The sequence below is a fragment of the Achromobacter sp. KK8 genome (genome assembly GCF_054188005.1).
This window is the reverse complement of the sequence record NZ_CM135178.1, coordinates 5,849,090-5,872,104: the sequence shown is the minus strand read 5'-3', so window position 1 is coordinate 5,872,104 and position 23,015 is coordinate 5,849,090. Positions and strand designations below refer to the sequence as shown.

Genomic DNA, 23,015 nt, shown 5'->3' with positions numbered 1-23,015 from the left:
CGATTGCGGAAAATGCTTGTGGGCAGGCACGCTGGACCGTCCTTGCCCGCTCCCCCACGCCACACCCCATGAGGATCCCGCCATGACACGATTGCAAGTCAACGGTCAGCCCAAGGAAGTCTCCGTTCCCGACGATATGCCCCTCTTGTGGGTGCTGCGCGACGAGCTCGGCATGACCGGCACCAAGTTCGGCTGCGGCATGGCGCTGTGCGGCGCCTGTACCACGCACCTGGACGGGCAGCCGACCCGCGCCTGTGTGACGCCCGTGTCCGCCGCGGCGGGCCGGGCCATCAGCACCATCGAAGGCATGGCGGCCGACCCGGTCGGGCGCACCGTGCAGCGCGCCTGGGTGGAAAACAACGTGGCGCAGTGCGGCTACTGCCAGGCCGGCCAGATCATGACGGCGGTGGGGCTGCTCAAGACCACGCCGGCGCCGACCGAACAGCAGATCGACGAGGCCATGAGCGGCAACATCTGCCGCTGCGGCACCTATCCGCGCATCCGCGCCGCCATCCAGCAGGCGGCCGCGCAACTGGCCCAGGGAGGCAAATGATGACGACCACGATGCAGGTTTCGCGGCGCGGTTTCCTCAAGGGCGGCCTGGGCGCGTTGACCCTGGCGGTGACCGGCAATGGCCTGGTGAGCGCGGTGTGGGCGGCCGACGAGCCCAAAAAGTATGGCGCCGATTCCATGCCGGGCGGCACGGTGGACGACCCGCTGGCGTTTGTCTCGATCGCGGCAGACGGCACCGTGACCATCGTGGCGCACCGCGCCGAGATGGGCACCGGGGTGCGCACCAGCCTGCCGATGGTGGTGGCCGACGAGATGGAAGCGGCCTGGGACCGGGTGCGGGTGGTGCAGGCCGACGCCGACGAAGCGCGCTATGGCAACCAGAACGTGGACGGCTCGCGCAGCGTGCGCCACTTCCTGATGCCGATGCGGCGCGTGGGCGCCGCGGCCCGGCAGATGCTGGAAGCGGCGGCCGCCGCGCGCTGGTCGGTGCCGCTGGCCGAGGTGCGCGCCACGCAGCACGAGGTCGTCCATGCGCCCTCCGGCCGGCGGCTGGGCTATGGCGAGCTGGCGGCCGACGCCGCCAAGCTGCCGGTGCCGGCGGGCGACGCGGTCAAGCTCAAGACCCGCGCCGAATTTCGCTATATCGGCAAGGACGAGGTGCGCCTGGTCGACCTGGAGGCCATCGGCAAGGGCGAGGCCATGTACGGCATGGACATGCGCCTGCCCGGCATGGTCTATGCCGTGGTGGCGCGCCCGCCGGTGGTGGGCGGCAAGCTGCGCCGCGTGGACAGCGCCAAGGCGCTGGCGGTGCCCGGCGTGCTGAAGGTGGTGGAAATTCCCGCCATGGCCGGCGCGCCGGCCTTCCAGCCGCTGGGGGGCGTGGCGGTGGTGGCCAGCAATACCTGGGCCGCGATGCAGGGCCGCGCCGCGCTCGCCATCGAATGGGACGATGGCCCCAACGCGGCCTACGACTCGGTCGCCTACCGCGAGACGCTGACCGAGGCCAGCCGCAAGCCGGGCAAGGTGGTGCGCGACCAGGGCGACGCGCCGCAGGCCTGGGCCAAGGCCGGCGAGGCCGAGCGCTTCATGGCGGAATACCACGTGCCGCACCTGGCGCATGCGTCGATGGAGACGCCGGTGGCGACGGTGCGGATCCAGGACGGCGCGGCCGAGGTCTGGACCTCGGTGCAGAATCCGGCGGCCGCGCAGGAGGCGGTGGCCAAGCGCCTCAAGCTCAAGCCCGAAAACGTCAAGGTCCATGTGCTGCTGCTGGGCGGCGGCTTTGGCCGCAAGTCCAAGCCGGACTATGTCGACGAGGCCGCCATCGTGGCCCAGGCCATGCCCGCCGGCACGCCGGTCAAGCTGGTGTGGACGCGCGAAGACGACATCCACCACGACTACCTGCATACCGTGTCGGCCGAGCACCTGGAGGCCGTTGTCGGCAAGGACGGCAAGGTGCAGTCCTGGCTGCACCGCAGCGCCGCGCCGACCATCGCGTCGCTGTTCACCGAGGGGGCCAAGGGCGAGCAGTTGTTCGAGTCGGCCATGTCGGCCATCAACATGCCCTACGTGATTCCGAACGTGCGGGTCGAAACGGCCGAGGTCGCCGCCCACGCCCGCATCGGCTGGTTCCGTTCGGTGGCCAACATTCCGCACGCGTTCGCGGCGCAATGCTTCATCGCCGAGCTGGCGCACCGCGCCGGCCAGGACCACAAGCAGTATGCGCTGGACCTGATCGGCCCGGCCCGCCGCATCGATCCGGGCACGCTGGCGGACACCTGGAACTACAGCGAATCGCCCGAACGCTATCCCTACGACACCGGCCGCCTGCGCGGGGTGATCGAGGCGGCGGCCAGCGGCGCCAAGTGGGGGCGCGAGCTGCCGAAGGGGCATGGCCTGGGCCTGGCGTTCTGCTACAGCTTCATGAGCTACACGGCCACGGTGGTCGAGGTGGCGGTGGACGAGAAGGGCGAAGTGCGGGTGGTGGCCGTGGACATGGCGCTGGACTGCGGCCCGCAGATCAAGCCCGAACGCATCCGCGCGCAGATGGAAGGCGGCGCCATCATGGGCCTGAGCCTGGCGCTGCTGGGCGAGATCACCTTCGAGAAGGGGCGCGTCAAGCAGAACAACTTCTACGACTATGAAGTCCTGCGCCATAATGCATCGCCGCGCGTGATCCGCACGCACCTGGTCAACGACGACCATGCCCTGCCGCCAGGCGGCGTGGGCGAGCCGCCGGTGCCGCCGGTGGCGCCGGCGCTGTGCAACGCCATCTTCGCCGCCACCGGCAAGCGGGTGCGCAGCCTGCCGGTGCGCAGCGTCGCTTAGGACCACCGGGGCAGACCGCACCGCGAAAAGAGCCGATTCCGCCATGCCGCCAATGGATACACCTGTCGTCATCGTGCTGGCCGCCGGCCGGGGCGAGCGCTTTGCGCGCTCCGGCGGCGCCCGGCACAAGCTCGATACGCCCCTGGCCGGCATCGCGGTGTTGCAGCGGGTGCGGGATACGGTGGCGCGGTCGGGCCTGCCCTGCCATGTGGTGCTGCCCGGCGACGATCCGGCGGCCGGCATGGGCGATTCCATCGCCCGCGGCGTGCGCGCCACGCCGCGGGCGGCGGGCTGGCTGATCCTGCCGGGCGACCTGCCGCTGGTCGGCGCCGACAGCCTGCGCCGGGTGGCGCGGGCCCTGGCGGCCGCCACGGTGGTGCAGCCGTTCTGGAATGGCCGGCAGGGCCACCCGGTCGGCTTTGGCCGGCCCTGCTACGAGGCCCTGGCGCGGCTCTCCGGAGACAAGGGCGCCGCCGCGGTGGTGGCGGCGCGCCGGCAGGCCGGCGAGGTGTTGGCGCTGGCCCTGGACGATCCGGGCATCGTGGCCGATATCGATACATTGGAAGACCTGGCGCGGGCCGAGTCGCTGCTTGCCGCCCGCCAGTCCCTGCAAGGAGCGGACTGAATGGAAAGTGTGGATGTACGCGTGTTGCGCGCCGCGCGCGACTGGGCCATGGCGGGAGAGCGGGTGTTGCTGGCCACGGTGGCGCGCACCTGGGGATCGTCGCCGCGCCCGACGGGTTCGATGATGGCGCTGCGCGAGGACGGCCGCTGCGTCGGCTCGGTTTCGGGCGGCTGCATCGAGGACGATCTGGTGCTGCGCTATACCCGCGCCCACGGCGGCGCGGGCATGCCGCGCGCGACGCCGGAACTGGTGCGCTATGGCGTCCACGCCGACGATGCGCACCGCTTCGGCCTGCCTTGCGGCGGCACCCTGGAACTGCTGCTGGAGTTCGATCCCGACGTCGCCGCGCTGGACACGCTGGTGCGGCAGCTGGAATCCGGGCAGCTGGTAAGGCGCAGCGTCGACTGCGCGACGGGCGCGGTGACGCAGGCGCCGGCTTCGGCGCCGCAGGCCCTGCATTTCGATGGCGCCACCCTGTCCAGCACGCTGGGGCCGCAGTACCGCATGCTGCTCATCGGCGCCGGGGCGCTGGCCGAGTACGTCGCGACCATGGCGCTGTTCAACGATTTCGCGGTCACGCTTTGCGATCCGCGCGTCGAGCACCTGGGCGCCTGGTCGGTGCAGGGCGTGCGCCTGACCACCGAGATGCCCGATGATGCCGTGCGCGCCATGCGTCCGGACACGCGCACCTGCATCGTGGCGCTGAGCCACGATCCCAAGCTGGACGACCTGGCGTTGCTGGAGGCGCTGCACAGCCCGGCCTTCTATGTCGGCGCGATCGGCTCGCGGCGCAACACCGACCTGCGCCGCCAGCGGCTGATCGAGCATTTCGACGAGACCGAGGAATCGCTCAAGCGCCTGCGGGCGCCGGTGGGCCTTTACATCGGCAGCCGCACGCCGGCGGAGATCGCCGTCAGCGTCATGGCCGAGATCCTGGCCGTCAAGAATGGCGTGGCCTTGCCCGCCACGCTCTCGGTGGCCGTCGCCAAGACGCGCGAACCGCGCGCCGCCTAGCGGCCCCGCCGCTGCCGCGCGCGGCCCCCAATGGCCTGGAGGCGCGGGCTGGAATCGAACCAACCTGGACGGATTTGCAATCCGTCGCATGACCACTCTGCCGCCGCGTTGCCCGACGATGGCGGCAAGCCGTGCTGCTACGTGGATTGCGTCGCGTAGCGGGCCGTGGGGCGCGCTTTCGCCGGCGAGGCAATCATGTCAAACTGGCGCATTGACTTCATGGCGCCATCGTTATGTCAGCGCCCTTGCCGGTATTGACCCAGGCCCATATGAAAATACAAGGAAAGACCGCCGCGGAGATCTTCGAGAGCGTGCGCGGCCTGCTGCAATCCGGATCGTTGCGGGCGGGGCAGGCGCTGCCGCCAGTGCGCGACCTGGCGATCGAGCTGGACGTCAACCGCAACACGGTCGCCGCCGCCTATAAGCGGCTGGCGACGGCGGGGATCGCCTTGACCCAGGGGCGCCTGGGGACGATCATCCGCGACCCGTCCGGTCCCCGGGAACAGGAGGGCGCGCAGGCGGATACGCCGCTGGCGGACCTGGCCAGCGGCAATCCGGATCCGGCCTGGCTGCCCGACCTGACCGCGGCATTCGCCGCGCGTCCGTACGTGCCCCGGCTGTACGGCGAAGCCACCGTCAACCCGGGCCTGGAAGACTACGCCCGGGGCTGGTTCACGCCGGACTGCCCGGCCGCGTTCGAGATCAACCTGACGCATGGCGCGGTCGACGCCATCGAGCGCCTGCTGGGTTCCTACCTGGTGTCCGGCGACCGGGTGGCGGTCGAGGACCCGTGTTTCCTCAGCAGCATCAACATGTTGCGGGTTGCGGGCCTGCAGCCGGTCGGGGTGCCGGTCGACGCGGAAGGCATGCAGGCGCAGGCGCTGGAAGCGGCGCTGGAAAAGGGCGCACGGGCCGTCATCCTGACGCCGCGGGCGCACAATCCGACCGGGTGCGGGCTGAGCGCGAAGCGCGCGCGCGCCCTGGCGCGCGTGCTGGCCCGGCACCCGCAAGTGATGGTCATCCTGGATGACCATTTCGCCTTGCTGTCCGAGGCCGCTTACCACAGCGCGCTGGCGCCGCAGACGCAGCGCTGGGCACTGATCCGGTCCTTCTCGAAGGCGCTGGGCCCGGACGTGCGGGTGGCGCTGGTCGCCAGCGATGCCGCCACCTCGCGCCAATTGCGCACGCGGCTGGCCTCGGGCACCGGCTGGGTCAGCCATCTGCTGCAGGACATGGTGGAAGTGACCCTGGGCCAGCCCCAGGTGGCCAGCCAGATGGCGCGGGCGCGCCAGGACTATGCCGCGCGCAGGCGGCAGCTGGAAGATGCATTGCGCGAGCAGGGGCTGCCCTGCCTGGAGAACGGCGACGGCCTCAATCTCTGGGTGCCGCTGGATACCGACGACCAGGCGGTCGCCCTGGCGCTGGCGCGCAAGGGCTGGCTGGTGCGGCATGGCGGCGCCTTCGGGGTCCAGGGCGGCATCAATGGACTGCGGATCACGCTTTCCGGCATGACGCCCGCCCAGTGCCGCAAGTTGGCGCAGGATATCGGGCACAGCCTGCGCTGAGCCACGGCGCGGCGCGCCATATCGGGTTGTCATTCAATGCTCGCGCGTCCGTGGCGGCCGCGCGTCGCTTGGTCGCGTCACGCTTTCTTATTTGTCCTGGATCTTGATAATATTTTGGCATAGGACAATAATAGCAAGCAGCCCCGCAGGCACATTACCGCTATTGCCCATCCGGAAGCCGACCACCATGACCCTGAACGCCATTGCCTTGCGCCACGTCCACTTCGAAGACCTTGGCGTGCTGGAGCCGCTGTTGCAGGCGCGCGGCTACACCGTGCGCTATGTCGACGCGGCAGTGGAGGACCTGCCGGTGGCGGACGCGCTGGCGGCGGATCTGCTGGTGGTGCTGGGCGGGCCGATCGGAGCCTTCGATGAACCGCGCTATCCGTTCCTGGCGCGGGAGCTGGAACTGGTGCGCGCGCGCGTGGCGAATCGGGCGCCGACGCTGGGGATCTGCCTGGGCGCGCAGCTCATCGCGCGGGCCCTGGACGCCAACGTCTACCCGATGGCGGCCGGGCCGGAGATCGGCTTCGGCGCCCTGACGCTGACCGACCAGGGCCAACGCTCGGCGCTGGCCGGCCTGCGCGATACGCCGGTGCTGCATTGGCACGGGGACCAGTTCGACATTCCGGCGGGCGCCATCCGGCTTGCGGGCACGGCGGCGGGACCGAACCAGGCGTTCGAGTACGGCGACAGCGTGCTCGGGCTGCAATTCCACCTCGAGGCCGATCTGCGCAACTTCGAGCACTGGCTGGTCGGGCATGCCTGCGAACTGGCCCGCGCCGGCATCGACCCGGCGACGCTGCGGGCCCAGGCGCCGGCAGTGCAGGCCGACCTGCGCGGCGCCGCTCGCGCCGTCTTCAACGACTGGCTGGACCGCATCGTATGCTCAAACACCGAATCGTGATTCACCGCCACGGCGAACTGCTGGGTCATTTCGACGCCAGCGCGCGCATGACGCGCCAGGCCGTGATGGAAATTCAAGGCCTGTTCAAGGCGGCCGACGGGTTCCGCTGCGAACTCTGGGTCGAGGCTGGCGAACGGCGCATCCTGGAAAGCGGGCCCGAGGGGATCCGCGTGCTGGGCAGCGATACGTTGTTCACCCCCGTCGCGACAGGCTGATTGCCGCTCGGGCGCCGCCGTGCCGCGCCAGTCGCCGCGCTGGCTCAGCGGCCCGTCACCAGATCGTCGAACAACGTATCGCCGCCCATCTGCCCGCCTTTGAGCATCAGCTGCAAGCCGTTGGTGAGCGGATCGTCGCTGTGCGCGACGCTGACGGTGACGCCGGGCGCGAGCGTGCTGTGAAAGCCCAGGCCCCATAGCCCCAGCGCCAGCGTGGCGTGGCTGGAGGTGTCGCCACCGGCGATCCCCAGGCGCGTGAGCTTGCGCCCCGCGGCCGCGCTGGCGCGCACGATGCCCGCCACCAGTCGGCCGGTGGCGCGGGCGGTGGCGGCGGTGCGCTGCGGCGACAGGGCCTGGCCCGGTTCATCGGTGTGCACCAGCACATTGCGGCCCTGGGCCAGGGCGCCGGCCGCCTCCTGGATGCTGGCGCTGGCGTAGGCGGCCTCTCCCAGCAGGCGCTCCACATCCAGCGGCTGCCGCGCATAGCGCCGACTGGCGCCGATCTGGCGCGCCGTGACTGGCGACAGGCTGCCGGCCACCACCAACACAGGGCCTTGGGCGGGCGGCAGCGCGGGCGCCGAGGACGCCGGGCCGGGGCCGGCGGCGCGCGCCAGCGCCTGCTGCACGCTGCTGGGACCGACCACCAGCAGCGGCAGCGCCGAGGCGGCGCGCCACAGCAGCCGGCCGATCAGCGGCAGTTGCTCGTCGTCGACCAGGTCCAGCAGCAAGGGGCCGTCGGTCGTGTTCACGATGGCGTCGATCCATGGGTCCACGGCGCGCAGGTCGGCGGCGGCGCGCAGCGGCGGATAGGCGGTGTGCGGCAGCGAGGCGATGCCGGCCAGCCCCTGCGCCGCCAGGTGGCGGCGCAGGTCGGCCTCGTGCATGGGGGTGACGGGATGCGCGCGCATCACCGGGTGCCGGTCGATCCGGTGGACGTCGGCGGCGGCGCCGGCGCGCGCGAACAGGTTGGCGAAGCTGCAATAGCGCCCGATGCCGGGTTGGCCGCCGACGATGGGCACCAGCGGATTGAGCATGTGGCGCCGCAGCTCGGCCACGGCCGCGCCGATGCTGCCCACGTGCGGCGCGCTGTCGAAGGTGGAGCAGCACTTGTAGTGCAGGATGCGGGTGCCGGTAGCGGCCAGGAAGCGGCCGGCGCCGCGCAGCTCGGCCGTCATTTCGTCGGGCGCCATGCCGCGCGCCGCGCCGGCGATGCCGATGGCGTCCAGCGGGCCGGCGCGTTCAAGCTGTTGCGGCGTCGGCACGCCCAGGAACAGCAGGCTGCGCCAGCCGGCCAGGGCCACGTGTGCCAGGGTGTCGGTGGCGCCGGTGAAGTCGTCGCCATACCAGGTGACGCGCGGCGCGGCGGCGCGGGCGAGGCCGTCCGTCATGCGCGCGATCCGAAGTGCGCCAGCGCGCGCCGCAGCTCCGGGGCCTGGGCGGCGAAGGCAGCCAGGTCCTGGCCGGCGCGCACCGCCTGCCAGGCCTGGCGGATGCTTTGCACGCCGGCCGCCGGGCCGTCCGGATGCGCCAGGATGCCGCCGCCGGACATGAACAGCAGGTCGTCGGTGCGCACCGCGGCCCAGGTGGCGGGCACCGTGCCGGCCCACTGGCCGGACGAGAACGCCGGCATCACCGCGTCGTCGATGCCGGGCGTGAGCGGGGCCAGGCAATCGCGCGCGCTCTCGACCACTTCCGCGTCCGGCTGCGAGAACTTGCCTTGCAGGCCGTGCACGTGCATGTGGTCCACGCCGGCCAGCCGCCACAGCGTCTGGTAGGCCTGGAAACCGATGCCCAGCAGGGGGTGGCGCGACAGCGCGCCGTAACCGTTGCGATGGCCGTGCAGCGCCAGCGGCGTGTGGCGCCGCAGGGTCTGGATGGCGGAATGGCCGCACCAGTTCAGGCTGGCCATCACGCAGCTGCCTTGCTCGCGTTCGATCAGGTCGGCGTGGCGCCGCATGGCGTCGGTTTCGTCGGTGATGTTGAAGGCCACCATCACCTGTCGGCCGGTGCGTTCGCGGTGCGCCCGCACCACCGCCATCACGGCGGCCACGCGCTGCGCCAGCGGCGCATGGGCGGGGTTGGCGCAGACCTCGTCGTCCTTGATGAAATCCACGCCGGCCGCGCACAGCCGCGCCACCAGGTGCGCGGTCTGCTCGGGCGACAGGCCGACATTGGGCTTGATGATGGTGCCCACCAGCGCGCCACTGGCCACGCCGGTCAGCTGGCGCGTGCCGGCCACGCCGACCCGCGGCATCTCGAATTGCGCGCGGTAGTCGGACGGCAGTTCCAGCTGCTCCAGCCGCAGGCCGGTCACTTCGCCCAGGTCGTACAGGTTGCCGCCGACCGTGGCGGCCAGGGTCGGCAGGTTGGGGCCGATGTTGGCCACCGGAAAGGCGATGCGCACGCGGGCGCGGCGCAGCACGGCCGGCATGCCGCCCGGCTGGCGCGCCAGCCAGGCGTTGGGCAGGCTGGCCTGGCGGGCGGATTCGAGTTCCTGCACCGATTCGACCTGGGCGCGGGCGCGCGCCCGCAGCTCGTCGGTCTCGCCCTCGACGCGGGTGAAGGTGCCGCAGGACTGCTCGCCCGCCATCACCTCGGCGACGCGCGCCGGGTCCAGCGGGGTTTCGATCAGGTAGGTGGCGCGGATGACTTGGGTGTTCATGGATGGTTTCCGGCCGGCTTCAAAGCTGCTTCAGGTCGGGGAAGGGGCGCACCGGATCGCGGCCGTCCCAGTCGCGAGCGCTGTCGCGGATCAGGTCGAACAGGCGCCCCTTGGGGCCGGCCACCTCGGACAGCTCGATCACCGTGCCCGGGTGGTATTCGGTGTCGAAGTAGATGAAGCGGCCTTTCTCGCCGACCTCGCCCTGCATCTTCGGCACGAATCCCTGCGCCAGCAGGCGCGCCAGGTCGGCGTCATAGTCCTGGGTCCAGTAGGCCACGTGCTGCAGCCCGCTGCGGCCGGCCTGCTGGAAGTCGCGGTACATCGACGGCACGTCGTTGCGGGTCTGGATCAGCTCGACCTGCACGAAGCCCGAATTGGCCAGCGCCACCGAGTTGTGCGGCTCGTACGGCGCGCCGTCGTAGCGGTAGTTCACGATGGGCACCTTGGGGTTGTAGAACCACGGGCCCACGCCCAGCGTGCTGCTCCAGTACTCCATGGCGGCCTCGATATCGGGCACCACATAACCGAGTTGGCGGATCTCGCCCAGGAAACGACTCATGTTGGATTCTTGTGTAGGAAGTGGCGGGAGGGCGCGGCCCGCGATGGGCCGCGCGGCTTTCAGGACGCGGATTTGAGAAACCCGATGGAAATCCAGGGAAAGGCGGCGACGATGACCAGCCCGACCAGCAGCGCCGCGATGTAGCCCCAGATCGGGCGGATGCCCTCGTCGGGATCGACACGGCTGATGGCGCAGGCGCCGTAATAGCCGACGCCGAAGGGCGGCGCAAACAGGCCGATGCCCATGGCGAAGATGACCACCATGGCGTAATGGACCTCATGCACGCCGGCCTGCGCCGCCACCGGGAACAGCAGCGGCCCGAACAGCACGATGGCGGGAATGCCTTCCAGCACGCTGCCCAGGATGATGAAGGCCACGATCGACACGGCCAGGAAGCCGTAACTGCCGCCGGGCATGCCGGCCATCAGCCGCGCCAGGTCGCCCGAGAAGCCCGATTGCGTCAGGGCCCAGGCCATGGCGGTGGCGCAGCCGACGATCAGCATGATGGCGCCGGACAGCGAGGCGGTCTCGATCAGCATGGGCTTGAGCCGCGCCAGGTCGAAGCGCCGGTAGACCAGCGCGCCCACCACCGCCGAATAGACGATGCCGATGGTCGAGACCTCGGTGGCGGTGGCCACGCCTTCGACCACCGCGGCGCGGATCACGAAGGGCAGCGCCACGGCCGGCAAGGCGATGACGAAGAAACGGCCGATCTCGCGCGGCGCGAAGCGCTGCGCCAGGCTCAGGTCTTCCTTGCGGTAGCGCCACCACACCACCGAGCACAGCGCCAGCCCCAGCACCACGGCCGGCAGCAGGCCGCCGGTGAAGAGGGCGGCGATGGACACGCCGGTGACCGAGCCGATGGTGATCAGCACGATCGACGGCGGAATGGTCTCGGTCTGCGCGCCGGTGGCCGACAGCAGCGCCACCAGGTCGCCCGGCTTGGCGCCGCGCTTGCGCATCTCGGGAAACAGCACCGGCGCGATCGCGGCCATGTCGGCGATCTTCGAGCCGGAGATGCCCGACACCAGGTACATCGCCCCGATCAGCACGTACGACAGGCCGCCGCGCACGTGGCCCAGCAGGCTGGCCAGGAACTGGATCATGGCGCGCGCCATGCCGGTCATCTCGATCAGCGAACCCAGGAAGATGAACAGCGGCACCGCCAGCAGCATCAGGTGCGACATGCCCTCGTCCAGGCGGCCCACCATCACCAGCATCGGCGTGTTGGTGGTCAGCGCCAGGTAGGAGAACGTCGCCAGCGCGAACGAGAACGCGATCGGCACGCCCGCGAACACGGTGGCGGCGACGATGCCGACGAAGAAGATCACCAGGTTGAGCTTGCCCAGCCCCGTGAACAGCGGCTGCGCCAGCCAGAACGCCGCGACCATCGCCGCCGCGCCGGCCAGCGCCAGCAGCAGGTGCGGCACGGTCTGCGTGCGTAGCAGCCGCAGCAGCGCCACCACCGCCATCAGGCCCATGCCGACCGGAATGGCGGCGGCGCGCCAGGCGTTGCTCAGTTCCAGCGCGGGCGTGATGATAAAGTGTTCTTCGTGCGCGTATTCGATGGCGGGCGCCAGGATCAGGAACAGGAAGGCGAGCGAGGCGGCCAGCGCGCCGGCCTCCAGCTGCGCGCGGCGCGCCGGGCCGATGTGGTTGACCAGCGCCGTCATGCGCATGTGCTCGCCGCGGCGCAACGCCACCACGGCGCCCAGCATCGACAGCCACAGGAACAGGATGGACGCCAGCTCATCGGACCACACCAGCGGGCTGTGGAACACGTAGCGCGCCACCACGCCGGCGAACAGCACCAGGATCTCGATCAGCACGATGGCGGCGGCCGCCAGTTCGACCAGGCCGCCCAGCGCCGCGTCCAGCGCCTCGCCGGCGCGCCGCAGCGGATGGGCCGGCAGCGCGGGCGCGGCGGCGTGGGAAGAAGAGAGCGAGGTCATGGACGCGGCCTCAGGCGAGCTTGCCGACGGCCTGCTCCAGCAGTGCCCAGGCTTCCTGGCCGAAGCGCTGCTGCCATTCGCCGTAGAAGCCTGCCTTGCGCAACTGGTCGCGGAAGCTGTCGGCGGCGGGCTGGTTGAACACCAGTCCCTTGCTTTCCAGGTCGGCCTGCACCGAGGCGTTGAGCTTCTTGATGTCTTCTCGCTGCGCCAGGCCGGCCTCGTTGATGCCGCGCGCCACCACCGCCTTCAGGTCCTGCGGCAGGCCCTCCCACATGCGGCCGTTCGCGATGAACCAGTAGCCGTCCCAGATGTGGTTGGTCAGCGAGCAGTACTTCTGCACCTCGTACAGCTTGGCCACCTGGATGATGGGCAGCGGGTTTTCCTGCGCGTCCACCACCTTGGTCTGCAGCGAGGAATAGACCTCGCTGAACTGCAGGCTGGCTGGCGCCGCGCCCAGACCCTTGAACATCGAGATCGGCAGCGGGCTGACCGGCACGCGGATCTTCAGGCCATCCATGTCGGCGGCGCGGGCCACCGGCGCCTTGCTGCTGGTGGTCTGGCGGAAACCGTTGTCCCACATCTTCTCGAAGGCGTACAGGCGGCGCTGGGCGATGGCGGCGCGCACGTGGGCGCCGAGCGCGCCATCCATGGCGCCCCAGACCTGGCCGTAGTCCTTGAAGGCAAAGCCCACGGCGTTGATGGCGGCCACCGGCACCAGCGTGGCGATCACCAGCGCCGACGGCGTGAAGAAGTCGATGCCGCCCGAACGCACCTGGGCCAGCATGTCGGTGTCGCCGCCGAGCTGGTTGTTGGGGAAGATCTTGATGTCGACGCGGCCATTGCTTTCCTTGAGGATGCGGTCGGCGGCTTCCTGGGCGCGGATGTTCAGCGGGTGCGAGACGGGCAGGTTGTTGCCGTACTTGAGGGAATAGTCGGCGGCGCGGGCGATCAACGGAAAACCGCCGCCCAGGGCGGCCGCGGCGGGAAGGGCGCACAGGCGGCGCAAGGCACTGCGGCGGGTGAGCAGCTTCATGGTTGTCTCCAGAATCTTGGTTATGATGTTTTTTGAGGTGCCGCAGAAGTCCATCGCGCTGAGGCATGACGGACAATAGTGAACCGGCGCCCGCATCGTCAAACCCGAACAATGATGGTTTTTGATGTGAAAAAGTCCACTCGCGAACGCAAGCTGGCGACCCTGGCCGAGGTCGCGGCGCTGGCCGGCGTGTCCACCGCCACGGCCGACCGCGTGCTGAACCGGCGTCCGGGCGTGCGCGGCAGCACCGCGCAGCGCGTGCTCAAGGCCGCCGCCGAACTGGACTACCTGCCCGAGGCCGACCTGTACGCGGCCATGGCGCCCGAGCCCATGCGGCTGGTGATCCTGCTGCCGCGCGGCAGCAACCGCTTCCTGCGCATGCTGGGCGACAGCGTGAGCTACGCGCACGAGCATTTCGCGCCGCTCAACGCGCGCTGCCAGGTGGATTACGTCGAGAGCTTCAACCCCGAGGCCCTGGCGCAGGCGCTGCTGCATCACGGCAAGCGCGCCGACGGCATCGCCTTCATGGCGCTGGAGCATCCGGTGGTACGCGAGGCCGTCAACGCGCTGGCGCAGCAGGGCGTGCCCACCGTGACGCTGATCTCCGACCTGGCCAACAGCGCGCGCGTGGCCTACGTGGGCCTGGACAACCGCGCCGCCGGCCGCACCGCCGGCTACCTGATCGCGCGCTTCATCGGCCCGCGCGCCGCGCACGTGGCGTTGATCGCCGGCTCGCGCCACTACCGCGCCCACGAAGAGCGCGAGGGCGGCTTCCTGCAGCTGTACGCCGAGCAGTTCCAGGCCATGCAGGTGGTGGACCTGCGCGAAGGCTACGACGACGCGCAGCGCAACTACGAGCAGACGCGCCAGTTGCTGGAGCAATATCCGCAACTGGCCGGCATCTACAACATCGGCGGCGCCTCCGACGGCGTGGCGCGCGCGCTCAAGGAAGCCGGCCTGCAGCATCGCGTGGTGTTCATCGGCCACGGCCTGACGCCGGACACGCGCGCGCTGCTGATCGACGGCACCATGGACGCCGTCATCACGCAGAGCCCGGTCGAGGCGCTGATGAGCTGCGTGCGCATCTTCTGCAACGTGCGCGACAAGCGCAGCCCGATGAGCGGGGTGGAGATGAACCGCAGCCAGGTGATCCTGCGCGAGAACCTGCCGTAGCGCGGCACATCACTTGCTGCACAGGCTTGCCCGTCACGGCCTCCCGCCGTGGCGGCGAGCACACGCCTGCGAGGACGCCGCCATGAGCACCAAACCCCATTCGCACCAGGACACCCCGGCCGAGGCGCCGCACAAGCCCGTGCCTGAAAACGAACGAACCCTGTCGGACCGTCCGGCGGACCCGAACCGCAGCGGCGCCGGCCGCCAGGTGCCCCCGGGCATGGACCCCGAGGACGTATGGGATCCGGGCCGGGCCACGCCCGGCGCGCCGCCGGTGGACAACCGTTCCTGACTTCGGCCTCGCCTTGAAGGCGCCATTGCGTGCAAGCCCGATCGAGGAGACGGCATGAATGCCCACCCGCGGTCCGCCGATGACGCGGACGACGAGATCGACCCCGACCAGCACCCTCGCAAGCTTGCCGATTGCCGCCGCTGCGGCTTGTGGCGCAACGCCACGCAAGCTGTCGGCGGCGAGGGCAAGCGCCGCGCCACCATCATGCTGGTTGGCGAACAACCCGGCGACAAGGAGGACCTGGCCGGCCATCCCTTCGTGGGCCCGGCCGGCGCGCTGCTGGACAAGGCGCTGGCGCAGGCCGGCGTGAGCCGCGACGCGGTCTACATCACCAATGCCGTCAAGCATTTCAAGTGGCAGCTGCGCGGCAAGCGCCGCATGCACAAATCGCCGGCGCAAGCCGAGATCGCCGCTTGCGGCTATTGGCTGGAACAGGAGCTCGACGACATCCAGCCGCGGGTCATCATCGCGTTGGGCGCCACCGCGCTCGGCGCGCTGGTGCCCGATCGCAAGCTGACCCTGAAGGCCGCGCTGGGCCAGTCGCTGCGGCGCGGCAAGACGCCGGTGCTGGTCGCATACCATCCGTCATTCGCGCTGCGCAGCCCTGACCCCGAAAGCCGGCAAGCGGCGTTCCAGACCATTGTCGAGGCGTTGCGGCGGGCAGGACGCCTGGCCGGCAGGGCGTGAGGGCGCGGCGTCCACATGCCCTAGGGTAAATCCCAGCAAACAGCTGATTGTCAGCTTACGTTCAGGAAGGTTTAATCATCGGACGACGCGGCGGCCGCCCCAGGCCTCGACCCGACGTCGTATCGGCGCCGCGCCTCATGACGCCGCGAGCAGTAACTACAAGCTGGTCATGCATGCCCTTACAGGAGACAGCACACCATGCAACACGTTACGAAACCCCGCCGCAAGTTCATCTCGGGCGCGGCGGCCGCCGGCGCGGCCGCCCTGGCTTTTCCCGCCGTCACCCGCGCGCAGAACGCGCCGATTTCCCTGCGCTTCCAGAGCACCTGGCCGGCCAACGACATCTTCCACGAGTTCGCGCGCGACTACGCCCAGAAGGTCAACGACATGGCCGGCGGCCAGTTGAAGATCGAGGTGCTGCCGGCCGGCGCCGTGGTCAAGGCCTTCGACCTGCTGGACGCGGTGTCCGCCGGCACGCTGGACGGCGGCCATGGCGTGGTGGCCTACTGGTACGGCAAGAACACCGCCGTGGCGCTGTGGGGTTCCGGACCGTCGTTCGGGATGGATGCCAACATGCTGCTGGCCTGGCACGAATATGGCGGCGGCAAGGAGCTGCTGGTCGAGATCCAGAAGGCCATGGGCGTGAACGTGGTGTCGCTGATGTACGGGCCCATGCCGACGCAGCCCTTCGGCTGGTTCAAGCGCCCGATCTCCAAGATCGAGGACGTCAAGGGCGTGAAGTTCCGCACCGTCGGCCTGGCCATCGACATGTACACCGCGATGGGCGCGGCCGTGAACGCGCTGCCGGGCGGCGAGATCGTGCCGGCGCTGGACCGCGGCCTGCTCGACGGCGCGGAATTCAACAACGCTTCTTCCGACCTGGCGCTGGGCTTCCAGGACGTGTCCAAGATCTGCATGCTGCAGAGCTTTCACCAGAGCGCCGAGCAATTCGAGGTGCTGTTCAACAAGGCCAAGTACGACGCCCTGCCTGAACACCTCAAGCACATCCTCAGCTACGCCGCGCAGGCCTCCAGCGCCGACATGTCGTGGAAGGCGTCCAACCGCTATTCCCAGGACTACGTCAAACTGCAGAAGGACCACAACGTCAAGTTCTACAAGACGCCTGACGCCATCCTGCAGCAGCAGCTCAAGATCTGGGACGAGATGATCGCCAAGCGTTCGGCCGAGAATCCGCTGTTCAAGAAGGTGCTCGACTCCCAGCGCGCCTTCGCCGAACGGGTCGGTCGCTGGCATGGCGACACCACGGTCAATTACCGGATGGCCTTCAACCACTACTTCTCGCGCGGCGGCAAGACCGGCTGACGCCTTTGCCGCCGCCCGTCCCTGCCGGGGCGGGGCGGCGGCGTCCGCGTCGCCATGGCGGGTGCGCGCTCGCGCCGCCTGCGCCTGCCCGCCCACGGCGCCGCGCCGCGCGTGCGACGGGGCGGCGCACGTCTTCACCAGGACGTCCGATGATCCGATTCATCCGTTTCATAGACCGCATCTCCACCTTCGTCGGCAAGACCTTCGCCTGGCTCATCGTCATCCTGACCCTGCACGTATGCTGGGAGGTCGGCGCGCGCTACCTGCTGAACCAGCCGAGCGCCTGGGCCTTCGACCTGCAGATGATGTACTACGGCATCCTGTTCATGATGGCGGGCGCCTACACCCTGGCCAAGAACGGCCACGTGCGCGGCGACATCCTCTACGGATTCCTGCCGCCGCGGGTGCAGGCCGGGCTCGACCTGATCCTGTTCATCGTCTTTTTCATCCCGGGCGTCATCGCGCTGGTGTGGGCCGGCTGGCACTACGCCGGCTATTCCATCGCCATCCGCGAGCATTCCTCGCTGATGGCCAACGGGCCGCCCATTTACCCGTTCAAGGCTTTCATCCCGGTGGCCGGGGCATTCCTGCTGCTGCAGGGCGTGGCCGAGATCCTGCGCTGCGTGCTGTGCCTGCGGCGCGGGGCGTGGCCCTCGCGCGAAGAGGACGTCGAGGAGGTCGACGTCGACAAGCTCAAGGAAATGGTGCACGTCAAGGACGAGGACATCGCCAGGCTCGACCGCTACGTCAAATCCGGAGGGCCGGCGCAATGAAGATCAACAAGGCTCTGTGGTTCGGCCTGTCGTGCATCGGCCTGGTGCTGCTGATGATCGCCTTTCTCACGCCGTGGGACAACCTGGGCACCGGACACATGGGCCTGCTGATGCTGGCGCTGATCGTGGTGGCGATCATGCTGGGGTTTCCCACCGCGTTCACGCTGATGGGCATGGGGGTGCTGTTCACCTTCCTGGCCTACTACATGCAGAGCCATGACCCGGCGCGCTCGATGGGGCAGACGCTGGACCTGATGGTGCAGCGCACCTACGCCACCATGACCAACGACTCGCTGATCTCGATTCCGCTGTTCGTGTTCATGGGCTATCTGGTCGAACGCGCCAACCTGATCGAAAAGCTGTTCCGCAGCATGCACCTGGCGCTGGCGCGGGTGCCGGGCGCGCTGGCGGTGGCTACGCTGGCCACCTGCGCCATTTTCGCCACCGCCACCGGCATCGTCGGCGCGGTGGTGACGCTGATGGGCCTGCTGGCCATGCCGGCCATGCTCAAGGCCGGCTACAGCGTGCGCCTGACGGCCGGCGCCATCACGGCCGGCGGCTGCCTGGGCATCCTGCTGCCGCCTTCCGTGATGCTGATCGTGTACGGCGCCACCACCGGCGTGTCCGTGGTGCAGCTCTACGCCGGCGCGCTGTTTCCCGGCATCATGCTGGCGGCGCTCTACATGGTTTACGTCATCATCGTCGCCAAACTGCGGCCCGACATGGCGCCGCCGCTGGCCGAGGCCGAACGCGGCGTGGCACTGCCCGCGGCCTCGGCGACCCTGGCCAGGCAGGGGTATACGCGCGCGCTGTCGGGCATGCTGGCGGCCCTGTTCAAAGGCCGGCGCAACCGCGACGTGCCGCTCTCCTACCTGGCGCGCAACATGACACTGGCGCTGGCGCCGCTGGCCGCGGCCGGGCTGCTGGTGGGCGCGGTCCACTACGCGGTGACGCAGCCCGAGGTCGTGTACGACATACCCTCCGAGCTGCGGCTGGGCTCGGATGAATTCCAGTCGGGGTTGAGCGAGCCGCCGCTTGGCGGGCTGGCGGAGCCGCCCGCCGATGGGCTGGCCGAGCCGCCGGCGGACGGATTGGCGGAACCTCCCGCCAGCGGCGTGACCGAGCCTGCCGCCAGCGGGTTGGCCGAACCGCCCGGAACGGATGGCGGCGGCCAGGCCGCCACGGCGCCGGGCGCGCCGCAGCGGGCGGGGGCGGACGCCGCGAGTGGGAGCGGCGCGCCCGCCGATACCGCGTCGACGTCCCCGACGGGCGGCGAGAAGCCCGCCCCGCGCGGCTTCTGGATCTTCCTTGGCGTCTGCGTGGCCGCGCTGGCCCTGTTCTACGGGCTGCTGACCTGGGCGCGGCTGGAGATCTTCAAGATGCTGCTGGGATCGTTCTTTCCGCTGGCGGTGATGATCGCCGCGGTGCTCGGTTCGATCGCCTTCGGCCTGGCCACGCCCAGCGAGGCCGCGGCCATGGGCGCGATGGGCGGCGCGCTGCTGGCCCTGGCCTATCGGCGCCTGAACCTGCCGGTGCTGAAGGAGTCGGTGTTCCTGACCGCCAAGACCAGCGCGATGGTGTGCTGGCTGTTCGTCGGCTCGTCGATCTTTTCGGCCGCGTTCGCGCTGCTGGGCGGTCAGCGCATCATCGAGGAATGGGTGCTGTCGCTGGGGCTGACGCCGATCCAGTTCCTGCTGCTGGCCCAGGTCATCATCTTCCTGCTGGGCTGGCCGCTGGAGTGGACCGAGATCATCGTCATCTTCATGCCGATCTTCGTGCCGCTGCTCAACGCCTTCGGCATCGATCCGCTGTTCTTCGGCCTGCTGGTGGCGCTGAACCTGCAGACGGCCTTCCTGTCGCCGCCGGTGGCCATGTCCGCCTTCTACCTGAAGGGCGTGTCGCCGCCGCACGTGACGCTGAACCAGATCTTCCTGGGCATGATGCCGTTCATGGGCATCCAGGTGGTGGCGATCTTCCTGCTGTACATGTTTCCGGGCATCGGCATGTGGCTACCGACGGTGCTGTATCGGTGAGGAAGGGCCGCCGTGCCGACGCGCCTCCAGGCCCTGGCATACCGCGTCCAGTTCGCGCGTCACCTCGCGCCACGCCCAGGCGATAAGTGCCACCGTTTCGCGTTCGGCCGGCGAGAAGGCGCCGTGCTCGATGGCCTGCGCCAGCCGCGCCAGCGGCTCCGTGGCCGGGCAGGCCAAGCCCTGGCCGTTTTTCTCGCGTATCGCCCGTGCCAGGGCGTCGATCTGGCGGCGGGCCGCCCGCGCGACCTCGTCCAGCGATGCGCCCAGCCGGTTGCAGACGTTGTCCGTCAGCGTCAAGCGGCCGACCCGTTCGAGCAGGGGAACGGTCAGCCAGAGCTGCTCGATCCGCTCGTGCAGCCAGTCGGCCTCCCGGTCGCCGCGCGGGTAGCGCAGCCTCAGAGGACGCGCCTGGCAAGCCATGCTGGCGGCACGCCAGCGCGCCCGCGCCAGGGCCGGCTTGTCCTGCTCGCGTGGTCGCGGGCGGCCCTGGCCCAGCGCCCCCGCCCAGTCCACCAGCAGTTCGCCATAGCTTTCCAGCGAGGCTGCCATGTTGTAGCGCATGCTCGCGCGGGCCCACAGGGGCAGCACCGTGAAGGCCGCCAGGATGCCGGAGGTGGAGCCGACGCAGATCGCCAGCGTTTTGCTGGCCGCGCCCGCCAGAATGTCGTCATCGGGCGCGACGGTGAGAATGGTGGCCGTGACGAGGCTGTACCCCAGCCACGGCCAGCGTATTGACATGAACGCGGCCGCGCCGACGCTCGCCACGATGCTCCAGGCGATCGACAGGTTCATGGCCGCCGCGAGCAGGACGACGCCGACGCCCAGCGCCACGCCGGCCATCGCCCCAACGATCCGCGCGATTGCCTCGGTCACCGTGCCTTCGATGGTGGCCCGCACCACGAACAAGGCCGAAAACGCGCCCCAGGCCACGTCCGGCATGCGCTGCCAGGTCATCCACGCGTAGGCGAGCAGCACGGCGCCCACCGTCTGCAACGGCAGGCGCACGCCATCGCGCCCCAGCAGCATGCGCGAGCGCGACGCGCGCTTGAATAGATTCACCAGGATCCGGACGTGGCGCATGTCGCCGCTGTGCATTTCGCATGTCTCCCTGCCGGCCCTTCATTGGCGGACCGCCGGCGTTTCCAAGCAAATGGCGTGCCCGCGGCGGGGGCGAGATCATGCGCCCGGCCCTTGACCTTCCCATGCCGGCATCGTCCACACTGCCGGTGCCCTGGGCCGTGCCGCAAGCGCCCGGCCGCGGGACGGGCGGATGACCGCCGTGACCGGAGTGGATGGCTGGATGACACTGCTTACCCCGAAACAGGCGCTCCTGCGCACCCTGCACGCCAGCCACGGCAGATTCCAGGCGGCGATGATGGCGATTCCTCCAAGCCGCTACCGCCATGCGGTTGCGATCCCGGGGCCGTCGCGCTCGCACCTCAGCGCCGCCACGGTGCTGGTGGACATGATCGTCTGGAACACGATGATCCTGCAGCTGGCGAACGATGGAACGACCGGACCGACGGCGTCCTTCTACGGCGCGGCGGCGATGTCGAACCGCGTGGCGCGCCTGTCGCCGGCGTTCCAGCGGCGATTCGCCGCCGACGGCCTGGCCGACCTGATTGCGCTGGTCCAGGCTGGCCAGCAACGCATCATCGACAGCGTCGGGCAGCGTTGCGATGCGGCGCTATCCCGCCAGGTGCCGGCCGCGGCGCGTACGCTCGGCGGGCTGATCGAGTTCCACACCGCAACCGCCTGCAGCCGCGCCTTGTCGCTGCTGCGGCGCTGGCAGCGCGCCCCGTAGCGGGAGGCATTGCCAGCGGTCCGGCGCGTCATCCCGGCGTACCGCGCCGCCGCGTCACCGCGACGCGATGGCCGCGTCCGCGCGCGGTGGTACGGTGGTCGCCGTCCAGCCGCCACCGAGCGCCTTGTACAGGTCAATCAGGTTGGTCAGGCGCGCCAGCCGCGTGCGCACCAGCGCCTGCTGCGTGCCGTACAGCGTGCGATGGGTCTCGAGCAATGCCAGCGAGTCGTCCATGCCCTCCCGGAAGCGCTGTTCAGCCAGCGCGTAGGCGTGCTGGCTGGCGGCGACCGACAATTGCTCGGCGCGGATCTGTTCGTCCAGCGTGCGCTTGCCCGCCAGCGCGTCGGCCACTTCGCGAAAGGCGGCCTGGATGGATTGCTCGTAGCTGGCGATCTCGATGCGCTTCTGGACGTGCGCCAGGTCCAGGTTCGCGCGCAAGGCGCCGCCGCGGAAAATGGGCAGCGTGATCTGCGGCAGGAAACGCCAGGCGCCGGAGCCGGCGTCGAACAGCCCATCGAGCGAGGCGCTGGCGGTGCCGGCCGCGCCGGTCAGGCTGATGGCCGGCAGAAACGCGGCGCGGGCGGCGCCGATGTTGGCGTTGGCGGCGCGCAGGCGCTGTTCGGCGGCGCGCAGGTCGGGACGCCGCGCCAGCAATTGCGCCGGCAGCCCGCTCGGCAACGTGGCCGGCACGATGCCGTCGGGAAGCGTGTTGGCCTGGTCCAGTTGCCGCGCCAGCGCCGGCGTCAGGGGCTGACCCAGCAGCAACACCAGGGCATTGCGATCCCTGGCGGCCTGGCGTGTGTAGGCGGCGCGGTCTGCCTCGGCCGCCCGCAGGGTGATTTCCGCCAGGCGCAGGTCCAGTTGCGTCGCGTTGCCGACCCGCGCCAGCTGGGCCGTCAGGTCATAGGAACGCTGCTGGGTGGCCAGGGTGTCGGTCGTCAGGCGCAGCAGTTCCTGGTCGGCGCGCAAGGTCAGGTAGGCGGCGGCCACTTCGGCCACCAGGCTCATGCGCGTGGCGATACGGGTTTCATCCAGCGCCAGGTAGGCGGCCAGTTGCCTGTCGCCGAGACTGCGTAATCTGCCCCAGAGATCCAGCTCCCAGGCGGTGGTGATGCCGCCCGCATCGTAGCGACGGGCGATGTCGGCGGACCCTGTGGCGCTCAGGTCGGCGGGCAGGCGTTCCACCGCGCCGCTGGCCGCGACGTCCAGGTTCGGCATCAGTGCGGCGCGCTGGATGCGGTAGAGCGCGCGGGCCGCTTCGACGTCGAGCGCGGCCTTGCGGGCGTCGCGGTTGTTGGCCAGCGCGATTTCGATCAGCTGCTGCAGCAGCGGGTCCTGGAAAAAATCGCGCCAGCCTAGGTCGGCGGCCAGGCGTTCGCCGGGCGTCGGCGGCGGGTCGGCCGCGTAGGCGTCGCCGCTGGGGTAGCTTGCGCTGATGGGCGGCGCCGGACGTTCATAGGGCGGCGCCAGCGTGCATCCGGCCAAGGCGGCGAGCGCGATGGGGGCAAGCAGCCGGGCGGCGCGCAGGGGCAAGGGAAAGTTTTTCATATCGACATT

General features: G+C 70.1%; 21 protein-coding genes and 1 tRNA gene. 14 read left to right on the top strand and 8 right to left on the bottom strand.

Annotated features, from left to right (window positions below):
- Positions 1-82 precede the first annotated feature (82 nt).
- The 4 genes from ACVN9Z_RS26920 to ACVN9Z_RS26905 are packed head-to-tail and all read left to right on the top strand — an operon-like array spanning position 83 to position 4,480.
- Complete coding sequence (locus tag ACVN9Z_RS26920; RefSeq protein ID WP_006385128.1) at positions 83-553, top strand: (2Fe-2S)-binding protein; 471 nt, start codon at positions 83-85, stop codon at positions 551-553.
- Positions 553-2,841 (top strand): xanthine dehydrogenase family protein molybdopterin-binding subunit, encoded by a 2,289-nt coding sequence (locus ACVN9Z_RS26915; protein ID WP_049053984.1) that lies wholly within the window; start codon positions 553-555, stop codon positions 2,839-2,841. The genes ACVN9Z_RS26920 and ACVN9Z_RS26915 overlap by 1 nt, the downstream gene beginning before the upstream one ends.
- A 52-nt stretch (positions 2,842-2,893) precedes the next feature.
- A complete protein-coding gene (locus tag ACVN9Z_RS26910; protein ID WP_197602764.1) occupies positions 2,894-3,466 on the top strand; it encodes a nucleotidyltransferase family protein in 573 nt (190 codons plus the stop codon).
- Positions 3,467-4,480 (top strand): XdhC family protein, encoded by a 1,014-nt coding sequence (locus ACVN9Z_RS26905; RefSeq protein ID WP_006385130.1) that lies wholly within the window; start codon positions 3,467-3,469, stop codon positions 4,478-4,480.
- Between the two features lie 36 nt (positions 4,481-4,516).
- Here the strand turns inward: ACVN9Z_RS26905 and ACVN9Z_RS26900 are convergent.
- Positions 4,517-4,585: transfer RNA gene (locus ACVN9Z_RS26900), tRNA-Cys, on the bottom strand.
- Between the two features lie 164 nt (positions 4,586-4,749).
- Here ACVN9Z_RS26900 and ptsJ point away from each other — a divergent pair.
- The 3 genes from ptsJ (at position 4,750) to ACVN9Z_RS26885 (ending at position 7,167) form a co-directional block, all read left to right on the top strand.
- Positions 4,750-6,045 (top strand): MocR-like B6 salvage transcription factor PtsJ, encoded by a 1,296-nt coding sequence (ptsJ, locus tag ACVN9Z_RS26895; protein WP_047991338.1) that lies wholly within the window; start codon positions 4,750-4,752, stop codon positions 6,043-6,045.
- Positions 6,046-6,232: 187 nt separating this feature from the next.
- Positions 6,233-6,952 (top strand): glutamine amidotransferase, encoded by a 720-nt coding sequence (locus ACVN9Z_RS26890; RefSeq protein ID WP_200221611.1) that lies wholly within the window; start codon positions 6,233-6,235, stop codon positions 6,950-6,952.
- On the top strand, positions 6,931-7,167 hold the full coding sequence (locus ACVN9Z_RS26885) for a cytoplasmic protein (RefSeq protein WP_458212847.1): 237 nt from the start codon (positions 6,931-6,933) through the stop codon (positions 7,165-7,167). Before ACVN9Z_RS26890 ends, ACVN9Z_RS26885 begins: the two co-directional genes overlap by 22 nt.
- Before the next feature lie 44 nt (positions 7,168-7,211).
- On the opposite strand, the gene ACVN9Z_RS26880 is transcribed toward ACVN9Z_RS26885, so the two are convergent.
- Genes ACVN9Z_RS26880 through ACVN9Z_RS26860 form a run of 5 tightly spaced genes read right to left on the bottom strand, consistent with a single transcriptional unit; the run spans position 7,212 to position 13,373 of the window.
- Positions 7,212-8,555, bottom strand: coding sequence for a four-carbon acid sugar kinase family protein (locus ACVN9Z_RS26880; RefSeq protein WP_458212846.1), 1,344 nt, complete (start codon positions 8,553-8,555; stop codon positions 7,212-7,214).
- Positions 8,552-9,829 (bottom strand): ribulose-bisphosphate carboxylase large subunit family protein, encoded by a 1,278-nt coding sequence (locus tag ACVN9Z_RS26875; RefSeq protein ID WP_024069695.1) that lies wholly within the window; start codon positions 9,827-9,829, stop codon positions 8,552-8,554. The genes ACVN9Z_RS26880 and ACVN9Z_RS26875 overlap by 4 nt, the downstream gene beginning before the upstream one ends.
- Before the next feature lie 19 nt (positions 9,830-9,848).
- Positions 9,849-10,388 carry a VOC family protein gene (locus ACVN9Z_RS26870; RefSeq protein ID WP_458212845.1) on the bottom strand — a complete coding sequence of 180 codons (540 nt, stop codon included), beginning with the start codon at positions 10,386-10,388 and terminating at the stop codon, positions 9,849-9,851.
- 59 nt (positions 10,389-10,447) lie between these two features.
- Positions 10,448-12,340, bottom strand: a complete 1,893-nt coding sequence (locus ACVN9Z_RS26865; RefSeq protein WP_458212844.1) for a TRAP transporter large permease — start codon at positions 12,338-12,340, stop codon at positions 10,448-10,450.
- Between the two features lie 10 nt (positions 12,341-12,350).
- On the bottom strand, positions 12,351-13,373 hold the full coding sequence (locus tag ACVN9Z_RS26860) for a TRAP transporter substrate-binding protein (protein WP_006384195.1): 1,023 nt from the start codon (positions 13,371-13,373) through the stop codon (positions 12,351-12,353).
- A gap of 111 nt (positions 13,374-13,484) precedes the next feature.
- On the opposite strand from ACVN9Z_RS26860, the gene ACVN9Z_RS26855 reads away from it, so the two are divergent.
- The 6 genes from ACVN9Z_RS26855 (at position 13,485) to ACVN9Z_RS26830 (ending at position 19,654) form a co-directional block, all read left to right on the top strand.
- A complete protein-coding gene (locus ACVN9Z_RS26855; protein ID WP_047991333.1) occupies positions 13,485-14,546 on the top strand; it encodes a LacI family DNA-binding transcriptional regulator in 1,062 nt (353 codons plus the stop codon).
- An 82-nt stretch (positions 14,547-14,628) separates the two neighbouring features.
- On the top strand, positions 14,629-14,838 hold the full coding sequence (locus tag ACVN9Z_RS26850) for a hypothetical protein (protein ID WP_076412360.1): 210 nt from the start codon (positions 14,629-14,631) through the stop codon (positions 14,836-14,838).
- 54 nt (positions 14,839-14,892) lie between these two features.
- Positions 14,893-15,525 carry a UdgX family uracil-DNA binding protein gene (locus tag ACVN9Z_RS26845; RefSeq protein ID WP_054471655.1) on the top strand — a complete coding sequence of 211 codons (633 nt, stop codon included), beginning with the start codon at positions 14,893-14,895 and terminating at the stop codon, positions 15,523-15,525.
- A gap of 198 nt (positions 15,526-15,723) precedes the next feature.
- Positions 15,724-16,848: a TRAP transporter substrate-binding protein gene (locus ACVN9Z_RS26840; RefSeq protein WP_020928681.1), complete on the top strand. Its 1,125-nt coding sequence runs from the start codon at positions 15,724-15,726 to the stop codon at positions 16,846-16,848.
- Positions 16,849-16,997: 149 nt separating this feature from the next.
- Complete coding sequence (locus ACVN9Z_RS26835) at positions 16,998-17,621, top strand: TRAP transporter small permease subunit (protein WP_006384200.1); 624 nt, start codon at positions 16,998-17,000, stop codon at positions 17,619-17,621.
- Positions 17,618-19,654: a TRAP transporter large permease subunit gene (locus tag ACVN9Z_RS26830; protein WP_458212843.1), complete on the top strand. Its 2,037-nt coding sequence runs from the start codon at positions 17,618-17,620 to the stop codon at positions 19,652-19,654. The genes ACVN9Z_RS26835 and ACVN9Z_RS26830 overlap by 4 nt, the downstream gene beginning before the upstream one ends.
- On the opposite strand, the gene ACVN9Z_RS26825 is transcribed toward ACVN9Z_RS26830, so the two are convergent.
- Positions 19,631-20,749, bottom strand: a complete 1,119-nt coding sequence (locus ACVN9Z_RS26825) for an FUSC family protein (protein WP_070543107.1) — start codon at positions 20,747-20,749, stop codon at positions 19,631-19,633. The two genes, ACVN9Z_RS26830 and ACVN9Z_RS26825, sit on opposite strands and share 24 nt — an antisense overlap.
- 205 nt (positions 20,750-20,954) lie before the next feature.
- Here ACVN9Z_RS26825 and ACVN9Z_RS26820 point away from each other — a divergent pair, with 205 nt between their 5' ends.
- The gene (locus ACVN9Z_RS26820; RefSeq protein WP_026382836.1) at positions 20,955-21,458 is read left to right on the top strand and encodes a ClbS/DfsB family four-helix bundle protein; all 504 of its coding nucleotides are present in this window, start codon (positions 20,955-20,957) and stop codon (positions 21,456-21,458) included.
- Between the two features lie 54 nt (positions 21,459-21,512).
- Here ACVN9Z_RS26820 and ACVN9Z_RS26815 read toward each other — a convergent pair whose 3' ends face one another.
- Positions 21,513-23,006 carry an efflux transporter outer membrane subunit gene (locus ACVN9Z_RS26815; RefSeq protein ID WP_060720557.1) on the bottom strand — a complete coding sequence of 498 codons (1,494 nt, stop codon included), beginning with the start codon at positions 23,004-23,006 and terminating at the stop codon, positions 21,513-21,515.
- Positions 23,007-23,015: the final 9 nt, after the last annotated feature.